Origin of the sequence: Novosphingobium sp., assembly GCF_037133355.1 — a bacterium.
Classification (GTDB): Bacteria; Pseudomonadota; Alphaproteobacteria; order Sphingomonadales; family Sphingomonadaceae; genus Novosphingobium.
The window spans coordinates 413,175-430,480 of the sequence record NZ_JBAXOI010000001.1 but is presented as its reverse complement, the minus strand read 5'-3'; the positions used below and the strand labels follow the sequence as shown (position 1 = coordinate 430,480).

At 67.3% G+C, this 17,306-nt stretch carries 15 protein-coding genes; 5 read left to right on the top strand and 10 right to left on the bottom strand.

Annotation, left to right across the window (positions count from 1 at the left end; all coding sequences use genetic code 11):
- Nucleotides 1-13: 13 nt before the first annotated feature.
- The 3 genes from WCL10_RS02135 to WCL10_RS02125 are packed head-to-tail and all read left to right on the top strand — an operon-like array spanning nt 14 to nt 1,610.
- The gene (locus tag WCL10_RS02135; RefSeq protein ID WP_336893955.1) at nt 14-490 is read left to right on the top strand and encodes a hypothetical protein; all 477 of its coding nucleotides are present in this window, start codon (nt 14-16) and stop codon (nt 488-490) included.
- Nucleotides 490-915 (top strand): hypothetical protein, encoded by a 426-nt coding sequence (locus WCL10_RS02130; RefSeq protein ID WP_336893954.1) that lies wholly within the window; start codon nt 490-492, stop codon nt 913-915. Before WCL10_RS02135 ends, WCL10_RS02130 begins: the two co-directional genes overlap by 1 nt.
- The gene (locus tag WCL10_RS02125; protein ID WP_336893953.1) at nt 915-1,610 is read left to right on the top strand and encodes a ribonuclease T(2); all 696 of its coding nucleotides are present in this window, start codon (nt 915-917) and stop codon (nt 1,608-1,610) included. The genes WCL10_RS02130 and WCL10_RS02125 overlap by 1 nt, the downstream gene beginning before the upstream one ends.
- Here WCL10_RS02125 and WCL10_RS02120 read toward each other — a convergent pair.
- On the bottom strand, nt 1,607-2,062 hold the full coding sequence (locus WCL10_RS02120) for a nucleoside deaminase (protein WP_336893952.1): 456 nt from the start codon (nt 2,060-2,062) through the stop codon (nt 1,607-1,609). The two genes, WCL10_RS02125 and WCL10_RS02120, sit on opposite strands and share 4 nt — an antisense overlap.
- A 125-nt stretch (nt 2,063-2,187) precedes the next feature.
- Between WCL10_RS02120 and rpmB the strand changes: the two genes are divergently transcribed.
- Nucleotides 2,188-2,472, top strand: a complete 285-nt coding sequence (rpmB, locus tag WCL10_RS02115; RefSeq protein WP_336893951.1) for a 50S ribosomal protein L28 — start codon at nt 2,188-2,190, stop codon at nt 2,470-2,472.
- Nucleotides 2,473-2,548: 76 nt separating this feature from the next.
- Here the strand turns inward: rpmB and WCL10_RS02110 are convergent, their stop codons facing one another.
- The 5 genes from WCL10_RS02110 to WCL10_RS02090 form a co-directional block, all read right to left on the bottom strand.
- On the bottom strand, nt 2,549-3,550 hold the full coding sequence (locus WCL10_RS02110) for an esterase-like activity of phytase family protein (RefSeq protein WP_336893950.1): 1,002 nt from the start codon (nt 3,548-3,550) through the stop codon (nt 2,549-2,551).
- Nucleotides 3,551-3,587: 37 nt separating this feature from the next.
- Nucleotides 3,588-4,079 carry a peptide-methionine (R)-S-oxide reductase MsrB gene (gene msrB, locus WCL10_RS02105; RefSeq protein WP_336893949.1) on the bottom strand — a complete coding sequence of 164 codons (492 nt, stop codon included), beginning with the start codon at nt 4,077-4,079 and terminating at the stop codon, nt 3,588-3,590.
- 181 nt (nt 4,080-4,260) lie between these two features.
- Nucleotides 4,261-5,595: a cytochrome P450 gene (locus tag WCL10_RS02100; RefSeq protein WP_336893948.1), complete on the bottom strand. Its 1,335-nt coding sequence runs from the start codon at nt 5,593-5,595 to the stop codon at nt 4,261-4,263.
- A 108-nt stretch (nt 5,596-5,703) separates the two neighbouring features.
- Complete coding sequence (locus WCL10_RS02095) at nt 5,704-6,936, bottom strand: ABC transporter permease (protein WP_336893947.1); 1,233 nt, start codon at nt 6,934-6,936, stop codon at nt 5,704-5,706.
- On the bottom strand, nt 6,936-7,949 hold the full coding sequence (locus WCL10_RS02090) for an ATP-binding cassette domain-containing protein (RefSeq protein ID WP_336893946.1): 1,014 nt from the start codon (nt 7,947-7,949) through the stop codon (nt 6,936-6,938). Before WCL10_RS02090 ends, WCL10_RS02095 begins: the two co-directional genes overlap by 1 nt.
- A 46-nt stretch (nt 7,950-7,995) precedes the next feature.
- Here WCL10_RS02090 and queG point away from each other — a divergent pair, with 46 nt between their 5' ends.
- Nucleotides 7,996-9,063 carry a tRNA epoxyqueuosine(34) reductase QueG gene (gene queG, locus WCL10_RS02085; RefSeq protein WP_336893945.1) on the top strand — a complete coding sequence of 356 codons (1,068 nt, stop codon included), beginning with the start codon at nt 7,996-7,998 and terminating at the stop codon, nt 9,061-9,063.
- On the opposite strand, the gene WCL10_RS02080 is transcribed toward queG, so the two are convergent.
- The 4 genes from WCL10_RS02080 to WCL10_RS02065 form a co-directional block, all read right to left on the bottom strand.
- A complete protein-coding gene (locus WCL10_RS02080; RefSeq protein ID WP_336893944.1) occupies nt 9,047-10,285 on the bottom strand; it encodes an FAD-dependent oxidoreductase in 1,239 nt (412 codons plus the stop codon). The two genes, queG and WCL10_RS02080, sit on opposite strands and share 17 nt — an antisense overlap.
- Before the next feature lie 89 nt (nt 10,286-10,374).
- Nucleotides 10,375-15,123, bottom strand: a complete 4,749-nt coding sequence (locus tag WCL10_RS02075) for an NAD-glutamate dehydrogenase domain-containing protein (protein WP_336893943.1) — start codon at nt 15,121-15,123, stop codon at nt 10,375-10,377.
- Nucleotides 15,124-15,287: 164 nt separating this feature from the next.
- Complete coding sequence (locus WCL10_RS02070) at nt 15,288-16,301, bottom strand: LLM class flavin-dependent oxidoreductase (protein WP_336893942.1); 1,014 nt, start codon at nt 16,299-16,301, stop codon at nt 15,288-15,290.
- Entirely contained in the window at nt 16,298-17,299 is a 1,002-nt protein-coding gene (locus WCL10_RS02065; protein ID WP_336893941.1) for a hypothetical protein, read from the bottom strand. Before WCL10_RS02065 ends, WCL10_RS02070 begins: the two co-directional genes overlap by 4 nt.
- Nucleotides 17,300-17,306: the final 7 nt, after the last annotated feature.

The window sequence follows — 17,306 nt, the reverse complement described above, 5'->3', positions numbered from 1 at the left end:
GGCGGTTGCCCGCATGCCTGTGCGTGATACTCTCACGGTTCGGCAAAACTGGGGCAACGCATTGCGACCGCAATCGATCATCCGTTTCGAACAGTTCTATCTCGGCAGCAACGCGCTTTCTGTGCTGCTTCAGGTGCTCCACTTCACCGGGCTTCTCGGGGGATCTACCTTGGCGGGCGTGGCGCCAGAATTCACTCTGTCCATCGTGCTGGTCACCTACAGCATCGTCTTCGTGTTCTGGTACCTGATCACCCGCCGCGCCAGCAATGTTGCCAAATGGATTCTTGTGGTCATGGCCGGGTTGGGCCTGTTCAGCACGGTCCCCTTGCTCTTGAAGACGGCGGAGACAGACCTCGTCTATGCACTTCTGGCCTTGCTGATCCTGCTGATACAATTCGTCGGAATGGCGTTCCTGTTCCGGCGCGACGCCGCCGAATGGCTGCGCAGCCGGGGGCAGCACGGCGTGATCGACGTCTCGACCTTCAACTGATGCGGCCGATCTCGATCATCCGGTTCGAACAGGTCTATCTGGCCGGCATGGCGGTGCTGGGGCTGCATATGGGCGTAAATTATTCCACCCTCGCCTTGCGCACCCTCGAAATGGGATCCGATATCAACATTCTGCTGACTGGCTATCTCTTCACCAGCGTCATCGCCTTCCTGTTCTGGTTCTTCATTGCACGGCGGGCCAGCAATGTGGCCAGGTGGATCCTCGCGGCCCTTGTCACGATTGGTCTGATAGATTTGTTCCGCTTTGTCCTGGTGGCCAGCGTGTTCGGACCAGTGTTTGCGTTAACCGCGCTGATGAGGGTGCTGCTTTGTGTTGCGGTTTTCTTCCTGTTCCGGCGTGACGCTACCGAATGGCTGCGCAGCAAGGGGCAGCAAGATCCGGTCGACATCGCGACGTTCAACTGATGCGCCTTCCCGCCCTCGCTGCCCTTGCCCTGGCGCTCCCGGCAATCGCGCAGGCCGAAGTGCCGCAATGCCGCCTGCCGCCGCAGGTCGCGGCGCCCGCCCTGCCGCAGCCCGACGGTCCGCGCCGCGTGCTGGCCATCACGGGCTATACCCTCGCGCTCAGCTGGTCGCCCGAGTTCTGCCGCAACCGTGCGCGCGATCCCCGCGCCGCTTACCAATGCGGGGGCAAGCTGGGCCGCTTCGGCTTCATACTCCACGGTCTCTGGCCGGAGGCCGAACCCGGCAACTGGCCGCAGTGGTGCCCCGCTGCGCCGCTGGCCGCCGAAACGGTACGCCGCAACTTGTGCATGACTCCCTCGCCCGATCTCGTCGCACACGAATGGGCCAAGCACGGCGCCTGCATGGCGCGCACGCCGGAGGGCTACTTCAAGGCAGGTGCCGCGCTGCTGCGTGCGCTGCGCTATCCCGACATGATGCGCCTCTCGCGCCGGCCGGGCCTCACCGCCGGCGATCTGCGCGCTGCCTTTCGCGCCGCAACCCCGTTCCTTCCCGCCGCCTCGATCCGCGTGAAGGCAAACGCGCGCGGCTGGCTCGAGGAAGTGCACCTCTGCTATGGCAAGGACTTCATGCCTGCAGTGTGCGCAGATCGCGGGGCGGATGACGGCGCGGGCCTGAAAATCTGGCGCGGGTCCTAGCGCCGGGCGCGGAAGAACTCCCGCAGCAGGCCCGCCGCCTCGGCCTCGCCGATGCCGGAATAGACCTCGGGCCGGTGCAGGCAGCCCGGCGCATCGAACACCCGCGCGCCGTGCTCCACCGCGCCGCCCTTGGGGTCACTTGCCGCATAGTAGACCCGGTCCAGCCGCGCATGGACGATCGCACCCGCGCACATCGCGCAGGGCTCCAGCGTGACCCACAAGTCGCAGCCGGTCAGCCGCTCCTGCCCCAGCAGCGCCGCGGCGGCGCGAATCGCGAGGACTTCGGCATGGGCTGTGGGATCGTGCCCGTCACGGGGGGTGTTGTGCGCGGCGGCGATGACCTGTCCGTCCTTGACGACAACGGCCCCGATGGGCACTTCGCCCGCCGCAGCGGCGCGTTCGGCGGCATCAAGCGCCGCGCGCATCGGTTCGGGAAGGGGCCAGCGGCTCATGCCATCGGCGCTAGCGCGGGTGGGGCTGCCCACGCAACGTGCGAATCCTTGACTTTGCCTGCCGGATCGGCAAAAGCGCGCCCTTCCCGATCCATGATCGTTCAAATCCAAGCGAGTTTTCAGCCATGTCGCGTATCTGCGAACTGACCGGTAAGGGCCGCCAGGTCGGCCACAACGTGAGCCACGCCAACAACAAGACCAAGCGCCTATTCCTGCCCAATCTGCAGAACGTGACGCTGATGTCGGAAAAGCTCGACCGCAGCTTCAAGTTCCGCGTCTCGACCCATGGTCTGCGCTCGGTCGAGCACAACGGCGGGCTCGACAACTGGCTGCTCAAGCAGTCGGACACCAAGCTCAGCCCGCGCGCGCTCAAGGTAAAGCGTGAACTGGCCAAGGCTGTGGCTGCCTGATTGATCGGGCCTGAGCAATCAGGCCCAATGATCTGGATGGGCGAGGTCGCCTCGCCCATACCTGCCGGGCCGGAGTCTAGTTGGCTTCCGGCCCGATTCGCAGCTTGAGCACCAAGGTGCGCTGCGCCCAGACCATCTCGTTGCTATCGGCAATCAGCCAGACCAATTGGCTGCCGTCCGCTTCCCGGGTCACGGTCATCCCCTCGTAATTGTCGCGAATCCGTTGATCGTCGATCCGGGCGATAACCTTCGGCGTAATCTTGGCGCCGGGTCGCACATCCCGCACTGCAAAGATCGCAATCAGCGAACGGAACCCCGTGATGCTGAAATGGCGCCCCAGCACCAGAAGCCGCCCGTCGGGCATCTGCGCCAGTTCGCTCGGCCGGTAACCCGCCGGCAGCGACAGTTCGAAGCGGGCCGGAGCCTCGCCCGAGCGGGGCACCCCGGGGAAGATCAGGCCAACGTGACGGGTCCGGTCGAACCAGCGCGCATAATTTTCGGCAACTATGACCATACGCCTGTCGGCCAGCAGGGTCATCGCCTCGGGGCCCTGGTTGGGCGGCCACTCCGCCAGCGCCGGCACTGCGATCTGGGTGCGGCGCGCAAGGTCCGGGCTGTAGCGCTCAAGCACCGGCGCGTCCTCATAGCCGACCACCAGGTCACAGCTGCCCGGCACGATCGCGACTGATTCGGCGTCGGTGGGAAACCGGACCTTGCGCCAATCGAGCGGGACCAGCCGGGTCAGCCGCAGCGACCACGGTCCCGGCCTGTCGGGCCTTGAAAACCACATCACCGCGCCGCGATCACCTACGGTGACAAAGCCGCCGTCCGTCCGGGCAAGGCCCGAGAAAGTGCCGAGATTGCGCCCCTTGCTGACAAAGCGCCAAGCGCCGACAAGGTGCAGCGTGCCGGTATCGGGGATGCCGCCCGCACGCAGTGCGGGCATGAGATCGACCGCCATGATGGGCGGATAGGGCAGCTTCACCCTCCGCTTCTGCTCGCGCAGATAGATCGTGGGTAGCAGCGCGAGGATCAGCAAGGCCAGTTTCAACGCGCGCATCGCAGCGGCGCTTGCCACAGCGCGCGCGGCATGGGTAGCGAAAGCGGCGCTGCCCTCAGGCGGGCTCGAACTTCAGCGCGTCGCCATTGATGCAGTAGCGCTTGCCGGTGGGCGCGGGGCCATCATCGAACACATGACCCAGGTGCCCGCCGCAGCGGGTGCAGTGCACCTCGGTTCGCGACATCCCGAACGAGGTGTCGGTGGAAGTGCCGACACCGGCCTTGATCGGCGCCCAGAAGCTAGGCCAGCCGGTGCCACTGTCGAACTTGGTGGAGGAGGCAAAGACCGCCGTTCCGTCCGCCGCGCAAGTGAACGTGCCCTTGCGGTGTTCCTTCAGCAGTGCCGAGGTGAAGGGCCGCTCGGTCCCTTCCTCACGCAGGATATGATACTGCGCGGGCGTGAGCAGCTTGCGCCATTCCGCATCGGTGTGGCGCAGCGGAAAATTGCCCTTGCGCGTTGCGGCGGCGGGCGCGCCGCAGGCGGCAGCGGCCGCCATCGCGGCGGTTGCAGTGAGGAAGGCGAGGAAGTTGCGGCGCGATGGCATCATGGCCCTCGGTTCGTCGGAAGAGACGCTGAAGTTACACGGCCAGGCTACCGGGCCGTCAAGCAGGTTTTGGGGATAGTCCCGCGGGTGGGCCGGGGAGGGGCGGGGTAAACCCACCGGCGGGACACCACTCCCCTAGCCCACAGAACCTGAACCGAATCTGACCAGATCGGATAGAACCGGCTCAGCGCTTCTCGAGCTCGACTTCCATTTTGCGGAAACCGTGGACGAAGTTCGCGCGCACCCGCTTGACGTCTCCCGCCACGCGCACGCGCATGCGCCGCTCGTGCATTTCCTCAAGCAGCACGCGCAGTTGCAGTTCAGCCAGCCGCGCGCCCACGCAGCGGTGGATGCCGTGCCCGAAGGCGAGATGGCGGCGCGCATTGGGCCGGTTCACGATCAGCTTGTCCGGGTTCTCGAATACCGTCTCGTCACGGTTGGCCGAAAGGTACCACATGACCACTTTGTCGCCGGCCTTGATCTGCTGCCCGAGCAGTTCGTTATCCGCCGTGCAGGTGCGGCGCATGTGCGCCAGCGGCGTCACGAAGCGCAGGCATTCCTGCACCGCGTTGGGGATCAGCGAAGAATCGCCTTCCAGCAGCGCGCGCTGGTCGGGGAACTGGTCGAGCGCGTGGATGATGCCCGACATGGTGTTGCGCGTGGTATCGTTGCCGCCCACAATCAGCAGCACGAGATTGCCCATGAATTCCAGCGGGCTCATCGTTGCCATCGCGGGCGAATGGATCATCATCGAGATGAGATCGGGCGTGGGCGCCTTGCCCATGCGCTCCATCCACAGGCCCTGGAAATAGCGCGCCATTTCGGAGAGGATTTCGAAGCGCTGGTCGGACAGTTCCGGCGCCAGCGTCAGCTCGACATCGCCCGCCCAGTCGGACCAGTAGGTGAGAAGGCGGCGGTCCTTCCACGGGAAGCCGAACAGGATCGCCAGCATGCCGGTGGTGAGCTCGATCGAAACCTTGTCCACCCAGTCGAAGCGCTCGCCCCAGGGCAGGCTGTCGAGCACTTCACCGGTGCGGTGACGGATCTCGGCTTCCATCCGCGCGATTTCGGCCGGAGTGAAGGCGGGGGCCACAGTTCGGCGCTGGCCGGTGTGTTCGGGCCGGTCCATCGCGATGAACATCGGCATCTGCCGCTCGGCCAGCTTGGCAGGGTCGGTGCCTTCGGGCGGATCGCCGATCGTGATGCCGCCATGCTGCCACCCGGACGAATACAGCTCGGGAAGCGATTCGACGTGCTGGATCGCCTTGTGCGTGGTGATGTTCCAGTAGTCACCATAAGGCGTGCCGGTCACCTTGTTGATCGGCGCTTTGGCGCGCATCTCGGCAAAGATCGGGCCCCACCGGTCCTCGACGTAGATCGCCGACGCGCTCACGTCCCACGGCTGGGTGTGGACGGGGGCGGCCTGCGGATTGGTGGCAAGCCACGCCTCATAGGCATCGATCGCCGTGGGCGAGGAACGGTAGGTAAACGGGGCTTCGGGGGCGAGCTGCGTGGCCATGGCAATCCTTCCGATGCGGGCGGCTCGTGATCGGCCGCCCTTCATTCGGAAAGCACTATCCGTGCAACCTACATGGATGTCAATAAGCTATCGGTCGACCAGCAGCGCTCAGCGTGCTGCCGCTACCGCCGGGCGCCGGAACCAGCTCCGGCGACCACGCGCCGGACCCGATTTCATCACCGTGCGGCGGAACAGCTGCGCGCCGGTGCGCAGGATCACCGCCACCCACACCGCCTGCCAGACCAGCGCGACAAGATGCGGCCAGAGCACCGGCGACTGCGCTGCCTGCGCCAGCATCGCGAAGGGCGAGCTGACCGGGAACACCAGGCTAGCCGTCTCGATCCAGGTGCCGGGGCGGGCGAGGGCATAGCTGGCGAAGAAGAACACCATGAGCTGCATCATCGTCACCGGCATCGAAAGCGTCTGCACTTCGCGCACCGTGGTCGCCATGCCGCCGATCGAGAGGAACAGCGAGCCGAGCAGCAGATAGGCCATGGCAAAGTAGAGGAATCCGAGCAGGAGGAACATCGACCAGCCCACCGCCGGCGTTGCCAGAAGCGGGATCGACTTCATGCCGAACATCACGAGCGCGCCGTAAACCGAACCCCAGACCGCTATGCCGACAAGGCTGACCGCGAGCATGGCGAAGAGCTTGCCGAGGAACAGCGCGTCCATCGGAATCGAGGCGGCGAGCACCTCGATGATCTTGTTGGCTTTTTCCTCGACCAGGTTGGAAAGCACCATGCCCGCGAGCAGCATCGTGAGAAGGAACAGGAGGACCTGCCCGGCCTGCGCCGTCACCGCGAGATCGACGTGCTGCTTGGCCGCACTTGTCGCGATCTTGTCGGCAGTCACATCGGGATAGGTGCGCGGGCCCGCAGAGCCGGCTTCCGCCGCAATCAGCGCCACCTGGCCGCGCCACTGGTCGACGCGTTCCGACGTGGCCGTCAGGACCGGCTTTTCGAGCGTTCCGGTCACGACGGCGGCAAGCTGGGGTGCACCCTTCACGCCCTTGCTTGCCAGCACCGAGCGTGCGTCGAAGCGCTCGCCCGGCTCAAGCCGCGCCAGCACGGTGTATTCGGGCACGAAGCCAGCCATCTTTGGCGCAAGGCCAGCCCGCGCGGCGACGAGCTTGTCACCGTCTTGCGCGGGCATGGCGATGCCGATCACCGGCGTATCGAGATCGCGCGAGACCTGCGCGCCGATGGCCCCGGCCATCGCGCCGATGAACACCGGAAACAGCGGCCCGATCAGGAAGAAAATGAAGGTCTTGGAAAAGATCACCGCGCAGAAATCGCGGCGCGCAACCACCCAGGCGGCGGCGAAATGGTGGCGGAGCATCAGCGGCGGCCTTTCGGTTCGGGGGCCTGTTCGGCCGATTCCTCAAGCGCACGCGCGGCCGCTTCGCCGGCAATTGCGACGAAGGCATCGTGGAGGCCCGGGCGCTCGATCGAGAGCGAGAGAATGCCGGCATCGCCTTCGATCAGCGCGCGCAGCAGCGGTTCGACCCCGCTTTCGGGAAGCGTGAAGTACCAGAAGCGGCCCTCATGACGCGCATCGGCGGGGAGCGCAGCGCGCCACAGCCCGTCCTGTGCGCGGGTTTCGAGGCGGACTTGCGGGCGCAACCGGTCGCGCGCAGCGTCCACCGGCCCGGCGAAGGGCACCTTGCCCCCGGCGATGATCGCGATCTGGTCGCAGAGCCGCTCGGCATGGGCGATGACGTGGGTCGAGAAGATCACCGTGGTCCCGCGCTCCGCAAGGCTGCGGATCATGCGCTCGAGCTTGCCCTGGTTGAGCGCGTCAAGACCGGAGAACGGCTCGTCGAACACCACAAGGTCAGGCTCGTGCACCAGCGTTCCGAGCAGCTGGACCTGCTGCGCCATGCCCTTTGAAAGCTGGCGGATCTGGCGGTCCGCCGCATAGCCGAGACCGTGCTGTTCGAGCAGCTCACGCCCCCGGCGGCGACCTTCCTTCAGCGGCACCCCGCGCAGCGCGGCGAGGAACGCGATGGCCTCGGTCGCTTTCATCGCCGGGTAGAGCCCGCGCTCTTCAGGCAGATAGCCGATGCGGCGCGCGACTTCAGTCGGGCGCTCGGTCCCCAGCACGCGGCGATAGCCCGAATCGGGATCGATGATGCCCAGCAGCATGCGCAAGGTCGTGGTCTTGCCAGCACCGTTGGGGCCAAGAATGCCGTAGATCGCGCCGCGCGGTACTGAAATGTCCACACCGTCGACGGCAATGAAGCCGTCGAAGCGCTTGACGAGGCCGCGCGCTTCGATTGCGAGCTCGGGCGAGGAGGGCGGGTTTTCCAACTGGTGGGTCCCGGCAAATTGGGCAAAGGGTTCGATCTTCATGAGATCTGCCGTTAACCGTAAGCGATGAACGAGGGAGACAGCAAGTTTGGTTAACGGCGCGGAAACCACGCTGCCCGATCGGATAAAGGCCGAGGCCGCAAGGCTCGGCTTTGCAGCTTGCGGGATTGCGCCTGCCGCCGACGAACCCTTGCGCGCCGCCCGGCTCGAACAGTGGCTCGCCGAGGGGCACCACGGTTCGATGGACTGGATGGAAACCCGCTTCGAGCACCGCAAGGGCCCGCAATCGCTCTGGCCCGAAGGGCGGAGCGTGATTGCGCTTGGCATGAGTTATGCGCCTGCCAGTGATCCGATGGCGCTGGCGTCCGCGAAGGACCGCGCGCGCATTTCGGTCTACGCCCAAGGCGCGGACTATCACGACGTGGTCAAGCGCGCACTCAAGGCGCTCGCGCGGTGGATCGTGGCGGAAGTGCCGGGGGCGCAGGTCAAGGTGTTCGTCGATACCGCCCCGGTCATGGAAAAGCCGCTGGGCGAGGCCGCGGGGATCGGCTGGCAAGGCAAGCACACCAATCTTGTCAGCCGCACGCACGGCTCGTGGCTGTTCCTCGGCGCGATCTACACCACTTTGGCGCTTGAGCCCGATGTACCTCACGCCGACCGCTGCGGCTCCTGCGCCGCCTGCCAGACGGCCTGCCCCACGGACGCCTTTCCCGCGCCCTACCGGCTCGATGCGCGGCGCTGCATTTCCTACCTCACGATCGAGCACAAGGGGCCGATCCCGGCGGAATTCCGTACCGCACTGGGCAACCGGATCTATGGCTGCGATGATTGCCTCGCGGTCTGCCCGTGGAACAGCTTTGCGAGCACGGCCGCGACCAACAAGGCGTTTTTGCCCCGCGCCGAACTTGCCGCACCGCGCCTTGCAGAACTGCTCGCGCTGGACGATGCAGCCTTCCGCGCGCTTTTCGCCGGCTCCCCGATCAAGCGCATCGGGCGCGACCGGTTCGTCCGCAATTGCCTCTACGCCGCCGGAAACAGCGCCGATGCCGCGCTCATGGCCCCTGCGCAGCGCCTGCTCGCCGATCCCGATCCCGCCGTGGCCGATGCCGCGAGCTGGGCGCTGGACCGGCTCGCGGGGGCTATACCAGTTCCTTGAGCGGCGTTCCGGCGTCTGCCAGTCGGTCGGGCGCGATCACCGCGCCGCTCTCGACCAGCTTGCGGCCCTGGACATAGTCCTTGACCATGTTGACGCAGTCGAGCGCCACGACCTTGCCCGCCTTGAGATAGATCACCGAAAAGCTCCGCGCCGCCGGATCGCCGCGCGTGACGACCGCGTCATGCCCGGTCGAAAGCCCCACGGTCTGGAGCTTCAGGTCGTACTGGTTCGACCAGAACCACGGCACCGCGTGATAGCTCGCCTCCACCCCGCAGATCGTCTTGGCCGCAACGGTCGCCATGTCATTGGCGTTCTGCACGGATTCGAGGCGGATCACCTCGCCATCGGCAAAGGCATTGGCATGCGCCGCGCAGTCGCCGATCGCATATACATCAGGCAGCGAGGTGCGGCACTGGCCATCGACGGTCACACCATTGGCCCCTTCCGCGCCAGCTGCGCGCAGCGGCTCGACGCAGGGGATGATGCCGATACCGACGATCACCAGATCGGCAGGCAGCACCGTACCGTCCGCCAGCTTCACGCCGGAGACCTTGCCATCCTCGCCCACCAGGCAATCGACCATCACGCTGGTGCGCAGGTCCACCCCGTGCGCACGGTGATCGGCCTCATAGAACGAGGAGAGCGCCTCGCCCGCCACGCGCGCCAGCACGCGCGGCAGGGCTTCTAGCAGCGTGACATGGCAATCGAGCTTGGTCAGCACCGCCGCCGCCTCAAGCCCGATATAGCCGCCGCCGATCACCACGGCCCGGCTCGCACCCGCGTCCAGTTCGCCCATCAGCCGGTCGACATCCTCGCGCGTGCGCACCGCGTGGACGCCGGCAAGATCGGCCCCCGCGCAGGACAGCTTGCGCGGATCGCCGCCCGCCGCCCAGATCAGGTGGCCGTAGCGAAGGGTGCGCCCGTCCCCCAGCGTCGCGACGTGCGCCGCCGCATCAAGCGCGGTGACTTCGGTGCCGAGCAGCATGGTCACACCCTTGTCCGCCCAGAATGCTTCCGGACGGATCATGATCCGCTCGAACGTCTTCTCGCGCGCGAGGTATTCCTTGGAGAGCGGCGGCCGTTCGTAAGGCAGCTCCGGCTCGCGCCCGACGACCAGAATCGTTCCGGCAAAGCCGTTCTGCCGCAGCGCGATTCCCGCCTGCGCGCCGCCATGGCCCGCACCGACAATCACCACATCTGCCGCCAGATCCGTCTCACTCATTCCGCGCTCTCCTCATGAGAGCGCGGATTTGGCCAAAACGAACGGCGCGTCAACTGGCCGGGGTCAGATTGTCCGTCCCGGCACAGTCTTTACCGCGCAAGCAGCGTCCGCGCCTGGCTTGCCAACTGCGCCAGCATTGCAGGTGCGGGCGCCGCCGTTGCCTGCGCCCGGCCGGTCAGCGCGCGGAAATTGCGCACCGGCGCGGCCTGCACCGCAAGCCACTGCGCTACCGCAGCGCCCGGGTCCTGTCCTTCGGCGCGGGCGAGGAAATCGAGCCGCATCTGCTGGAAATCGCGCGCCAGCCCCGCGACCAGCAGCCGCTCCCACGGATCGGACGGGCTGAGCCGGCTCGCTGCCTGCTGCGCCCAGTCGAGCCCCAGTGCCGTACCGAGGGCGGAGAACGCGGCGGTCAGCAAGGCTGGGTCGATCCCCCGCGTGGCGGCAAGGTGAGCCAACCCGATGGCGCCGTCCATATCGACCAGATGCGCGATGCGGCGCGCCGCTTCCGGCGGGGCGCCGGCCTCGGTCAATTCCGCCAGCAGCCGCCGCGCCTGCACCTTGGCCTCGCCTTGCAGCAGTTCGCCGGTGGACGCAGACAGCTGCGAGACACCCGCCGTCAGCTCCGCGATCAGCGCGCCCGGTGCGAGGCTGCCGCGCCCGGCGCGCAGCACATCGGCAATATGGCCGCGCAGCGTCTCGGCGATGCGGGCATAGAGCGCGAGGCGCGCCGGTTCGGGTATCGCATCCCCCTTCGGCCCATCGAGCAGTGCCCAGATGCCCTTCAGGTCAAGCAGTCGCTCCGCCGCAACGAACGCGGCCGCCACTTGCGCCAGACTGCAGCCTTCCTCCTCGACCAGTTCGAAGGGATGAACCGGCCCCAGATCATTGACGATCCGGTTGGCGAGTTTGGTCGCGATCAGTTCGCGGCGCAGGCGGTGGTGCGCGATGTCCTCGGCAAACCGTTCCCGCATTTGCGTGGGGAACGCGGCGAAGAGCTGGTCCTCGAGCACCGGATCATCGACCACCGGACTTTCTTCCAGGGCGCGCTGGAGCACGAGCTTGGCACTGGAGAGCAGCACCGCCAGTTCGGGCCGGGTGAAGCCGTGTCCGGCCGCCGCACGCCGCAGCATGTCTTCGCTGGAGGCCAGCCCCTCAGTCTTGCGGTCGAGGTCGCCGCCTTCCTCCAGCACATCGACCAGCCGCGCATAGGCCGGCGCAGCACCCGGCCCGCCGCGCTCGGCGATCGAGAGCGCGAGCGCCTGCAGCCGGTTGTCCTCCAGCACCAGATGGGCGACGTCGTCGGTCATCGAAACCAGCAGCTCGACCCGGCCCGGCTCGTCCAGCCGCCCGGCGCGCTTGGCCGAAGCGAGCGCGATCTTGATGTTGACCTCGTTGTCCGAGCAATCGACACCGGCCGAATTGTCGATGAAGTCGGTGTTGATCCGCCCGCCGCGCCCTCTGGCGCCGATCAGCGCATACTCGATGCGCCCGGCCTGCGTGGTGCCGAGATTGGCCCCCTCGCCGATCACCCGTGCACGCACGTCCGCGCCATCGATGCGCAAACCGTCGTTGGCAGGATCACCCACCGCCACGTTGTTTTCGCTTGAGGCCTTCACATAAGTGCCGATGCCCCCGAACCAGAGCAAATCGACCGGCGCCTTGAGGATCGCGGTGATCAGCGATTCGGGATCGAGCTCCGCCGCTTCGACGCCGAGCAGGGCGCGCACCTCATCGGACAGCGGGATCAGCTTCATCGTCCGGGCATAGACCCCGCCGCCCTTGGAAATCAGCGCCTTGTCATAATCATCCCAGCTAGAGCGCGGCAGCGCGAACATGCGTGCGCGTTCGGCCCAGCTTGCCGCCGGATCGGGCGAAGGATCGAAAAAGATATGCCGATGATCGAACGCCGCCACTACCTTGAGCGCCTTCGAAAGCAGCATCCCGTTGCCGAACACATCGCCCGACATGTCGCCGCAGCCCGCCACGGTGATCGGCTGGGTCTGCACATCGACGCCGAGTTCGCGGAAATGGCGCTGCACCGAAAGCCAAGCGCCGCGCGCGGTGATGCCCATGGCCTTGTGGTCGTAGCCCTTGGAGCCGCCACTTGCGAACGCATCGTCGAGCCAGAAGCCCTTGGACTCGGCAATCGCGTTGGCGATATCCGAGAACGTCGCGGTGCCCTTGTCTGCCGCCACGACGAAGTAGGGGTCCTCGCCGTCGCGGATCATCACCCCCGCCGGATGAACCACCTCGCCCCCGACGATATTGTCGGTGACGGACAGCAGCGTGCGGATGAACACTTCGTAGCTTGCCCGACCCTCGGCCAGCCACGCCTCGCGCGCGCGGACGGGATCGGGGAGTTGCTTGGGATAGAACCCGCCCTTGGCCCCCGTCGGCACGATGACCGCGTTCTTCACGCGCTGCGCCTTCATCAGGCCCAGCACTTCGGTGCGGAAGTCGTCGCGCCGATCGGACCAGCGCAGGCCGCCGCGCGCCACCGGCCCGGCGCGCAAGTGAATGCCTTCGACGCGGGGACTGTAGACGAAGATCTCGCGCCACGGCACCGGGCGCGGCAGGCCGGGCACCAGCGCCGAATCGATCTTGAACGCCAGCGCCTCGCTTGCAGCCGGGCTGAACGCATTGGTGCGCAGAATCGCTTCGGCCAGCGCGCGGAACTGGCGCAGCAGGCGGTCGTCGTTGATCGCGGCAACTCCCGCAAGGCCACCGCGGATCTGGTCGGCAAATCGCGCCTCGGCTTCCGAGCGGTCCTCGTCGAAGGCAGGATCATGGCGCGCCAGGAACAGCCCGATCAGCCCGCGCGTCACTTGCGGCGCGTTCTTCAGCGCCTCGACCGCCGTCGCGATCGAGAAGGTCATCCCCGCCTGCCGCAAGTAGCGATACCACGCGCGCATCCAGTTCGCGCCGCGCGCGGTGAGCCCGGCCGTGACGATGAGCCGGTTGAACATGTCGTCTTCCGCCGCGCCGTTGAGCACGGCAGCGAGCGATTCCTCGATGGCACCGCTGCGCGCCAGCAGCGCCTCGCTGTCGATCCCTTCGGGCAGCGCCACAAGGAAATCATGGATGAAGCCCAGCCGCCCCTTGTCGAGCGCGGTCGGCACTTCCTCCAGGACGCGGAAACCGAAGTTCTCGAGCACCGGGACCGCATCGGAAAGCACGATCGCGCCCTCGCGCTGGTAGAGCTTGAGCCGCAGCCCCTCCTCGCCGCGCAGGCGGTGGAGCCTTGCGGCGCGGCGCGGGGCGCCTGCCTGCGTCAGCGCGCGCAGCACGCGGATATCGCCGGCCGCTTCGGCCGGGCCATAGGCGCTGCGATAGCCAACCGGAAAGGCATCGGCATAGCGGGCGGCGATTGCGGCAGCGCGCGCCGGATCCTCGCCCTTCGCGAGCTCGGCCTCAACCGCTGCACCCCAGCCGCGCACTAGGGCCTGCAAGGCGGTGTCGAGCGCGACCTCGTCAGGCAAAGCAGAGCCGTCGCGGATGTCGATCACGAAGCGCATCAGCGCGAGCGTGCTGCCCTCGACCGAGAGGCTCCAGTCAAGGATCGGGGCGCCGCTTGCCGCTTCCAGCATGGCCTGCACCTGCAGCCGCACTTCGGTCGATTGCGCATCGCGCGGCAGCCACACAAAAGCGAACAGATGGCGCGCAAGTGGCGCCGCCACGAGCGCGAGGCGTGCGCGCGGCCGGTCGATCAGGCTCATCATCGTGGTGGCGATGCGTTCGAGATCGTGGTCGTCGAAGCTGATCAGGAGATCGTGCGGCAGAGCGGTGAGCGCATGGGCCAGCGCTTTTCCGGCGTGTCCGTTCGGCGCAAACCCGAACTTGGCCATCAGGGCCTCAAGCTGGCTGCGCATGCGCGGGATGCGGTCGGGCGCGGCGGCGAGCGCGGCGCTGGTCCAGACCCCGGCGTGGACCGAAAGCGCGACCACCTTGCCGCCTTCGAGCACCGGCACGATGAACAAGTCGAGCGGCACGCGGCGATGCACGCGGGCGATGCGATTGGCCTTGACGACGAGCGGCGCCCGGGGCGCTTCGGCGCCGCGCTCGCCCAGCCGGTCGAACCACGCGAAGGCCCGCGCATAGCTCGCTTTCGCCAGAAGCGGCGCATCGCTTGCGCGGCAGATGCCCAGCGCCTGGCCCGGCGTGCCATCCCGGTTCTGGATAACATGGCCGAGCTGGGTCAGCATCCCGTCCGCCAGCCAGCGCAGCAGCGCCGCGCCTTCCTGATCGGGGAGCGTGCGTGCGTCTTCCTGCATTGCCGCCTGCATGCGCGGCCAATCGGCAACGGCGGTGTGGACATCCGCCAAAGTGGCACGCAGCGCGGCCACAAGCTCGCGCCGCTCGCGCGCATCGACACGCTCGGTCTCGAGATAGACCATCGATTCGCGGCGTTCGCCCACCGCTTCGCCATCGGGCAGGCCAAGAAGCCGTCCTTCCGGATCCCGCCGCACCGCCACGACCGGGTGCACCAGCCGGTCGATGGCAAGCCCCTGAGCCGAGATCGTCGCCGCGATCGAATCGACGAGGAACGGCATGTCATCGTTGATCACCGCGATCCGCAAGTGCCGGCTGCCGCCCTGACCACCCGGTGCCTGACCGCCTGAGGACTGCCCGCCGATACTCTCGATGGCGATGGCCGGGTCGGCGCCGGAGCGCTGTGCCGCCGCCGCAAGCGTGAAGCGCGCGGCCGCGGCGATCCGCACCGGTTCGAACTCGGCAGCTTCGGCGGGCAGCAGCGCGGCGGCAAAGCGTGCGGCCAGCTCCTCGGCGAGTTTGGAATCCGCACCGGTTTCGCCCGCTTTCGCGGCGGATTTCGTAGCCATGGTCGCTCCTGCATCCCGGCGCTGTCACCCGCCTCGGGCGCGCCTTCTTGTCGCTATGAGTGTGTAATTTTATGTCACACTCATGAACTAATAATGCGTAACCTACTCTGGCATCGGCGCAGAGGCAAGCGGGAGGAGCCTTAACGTTCAGCTCGGCAAGGCGTTCACGCCGCTATGGCTACGTCAGCCTTCAGGGCCTCCATGGTCAGGGCCAGACTACGGTGGCGCAAGGCCGGATCGAAGGTCGAACCCGAAACGATCAGTTCGTCCGCCCCGGTCCGCGCGCGGAACGCGGCGATGCGCTCGCGCACAGTCGAAACGCTGCCGATCGCACTCACCTGCCGCATGTGGTCGAGCATCGCGAGCGCCGACGGATGCAGGCTCTCGCGGTAACCCGGGACCGGCGGCGGCAACTTGCCAGGCGAGCCGGTGCGCAGCCGGACGAAGGACTGGTCCATCGAGGAGGCCAGCAGCACCGCTTCCTCGTCGGTATCGGCAGCAATCACGTTGATCGCGGCCATCACGTAAGGCCGGTCGAGCCGCTCCGAGGGCTGGAACCGCTCGCGGTAGAGCGTCAGCGCCGCATCAAGATGATCGGGCGCGAAATGTGAGGCGAAGGCATAGGGCAGGCCGAGCATCGCGGCGAGCTGTGCGCCGAACAGGCTCGATCCCAGAATCCACATCTCCGGCTGCGCACCGAGGCCCGGCGTTGCTTGCAAGGGCAGCCGCGGATCGCCAGCGAAAAGCAGCTGCAGCTCGACGACGTCGTTCGGGAAATCTTCGGCCGCCTTGTGGATGTCCTTGTGCAGCGCGCGCAGGATCCGCTGGTCCGCCCCAGGGGCGCGGCCGAGCCCGAGGTCGATGCGGCCCGGGAACAGCGCATCAAGCGCACCGAACTGTTCGGCAATTACCAGCGGGTTGTGGTTGGGCAGCATGATCCCGCCCGAACCGAGGCGAATGCGCGAGGTCGCGTTCCCCAGATGCGCAAGCACCACCGAAACCGCTGCCCCGGCGATCCCTTCCATCCCATGGTGCTCGGCCACCCAGAAGCGGTTGTAGCCCAGCGCTTCCGCTGTCTGCGCGAGCGATGCGGCGTCGGCAAGCGCCTCGCCCACCGTACCGCCTTCGCGCACCGGAACGAGATCGAGGACGGACAGCTTGAGGCTAGCAAGGCTCATCGCGGAGACTCCGGCGCGGTTGCAGTGGCTGGAGCTGGGGCGGGTGCCGCAGCGGGCGCAGGCCCCAATTGGTCAAGATATCCCTTCGCGGTCAAGGCCTCGGGGCTCGCGGGCGCAAGCGCGATCACCGAATCCCACGATTTGCGCGCGGCTTCCTCGCGCCCGTCGAGCATGGCGATGACCCCGGCCTCGAGCCCGATCTGGGCCCCGAGCGGATCGCCGTGCGCCGCGAGCCCCGCCGCCACCTCTATATCGCGCTGCGCCCGTTCCAGATCCTTGCCGCGCCGTCCGAGCGTGGCAGAGAGCAGCCAACCTTCGGGATCGTTGGGCGCCAGCCGATGCGCTTCCTCCAGCGCACCGCTGGCTTCGGGCAGCCGGTTCAGCGCGACAAGCGCGCGCGAGCGGTCGATCTGGACCGCGCCGCGATCTGCATTCTCGGCCGCAGTCGGCGCCTTGGACGGCGGATCGGCGAGAGCCTTGTCGAACCACGCGAGGGCATCTTCCGCCTTGCCAGCCGCCAACGCAGCCGTTCCAGCCATGGCCTGCAGCGCGGCACGCGCGGCTATGTCGGTGGCGGGAACTTGGGCCGCGCTCTCTGCAAAGGCGCCTTGGGCCCCCGCGTAGTCGCCGCTGTCAAACAGCAGAACACCGAGGCAATGCGCCGCCGATCCCCGCGCGGCATTGGCAGGCGCGGCAGGCGTTGCAGCGAGCAAGGCCCGCGTCGCCCGAATGGCCTCGGCGGGATCGCTGTAGGCCGTCAGACAGGTGCCTTTGCGTGACCGCACCGGAGCGGAGGCCGGGGTCGCACTCTGCGTGGCAGGTTGCGCCTCGCCCGGCACTGGCGGCGGCACTTCGGTCACGCGCTTGCGGCGCGGGATCGGCAGCGGCGAGGGTTCCATCGGGCGCGGATTGGGGCCGATCTGGTGCCAGATGACCGGCGCAGCCGGCAGCGGCGGCACCAGTACGGCGGCAAGCATCACGGGCAGAAAGATGAGCATGAAAGGT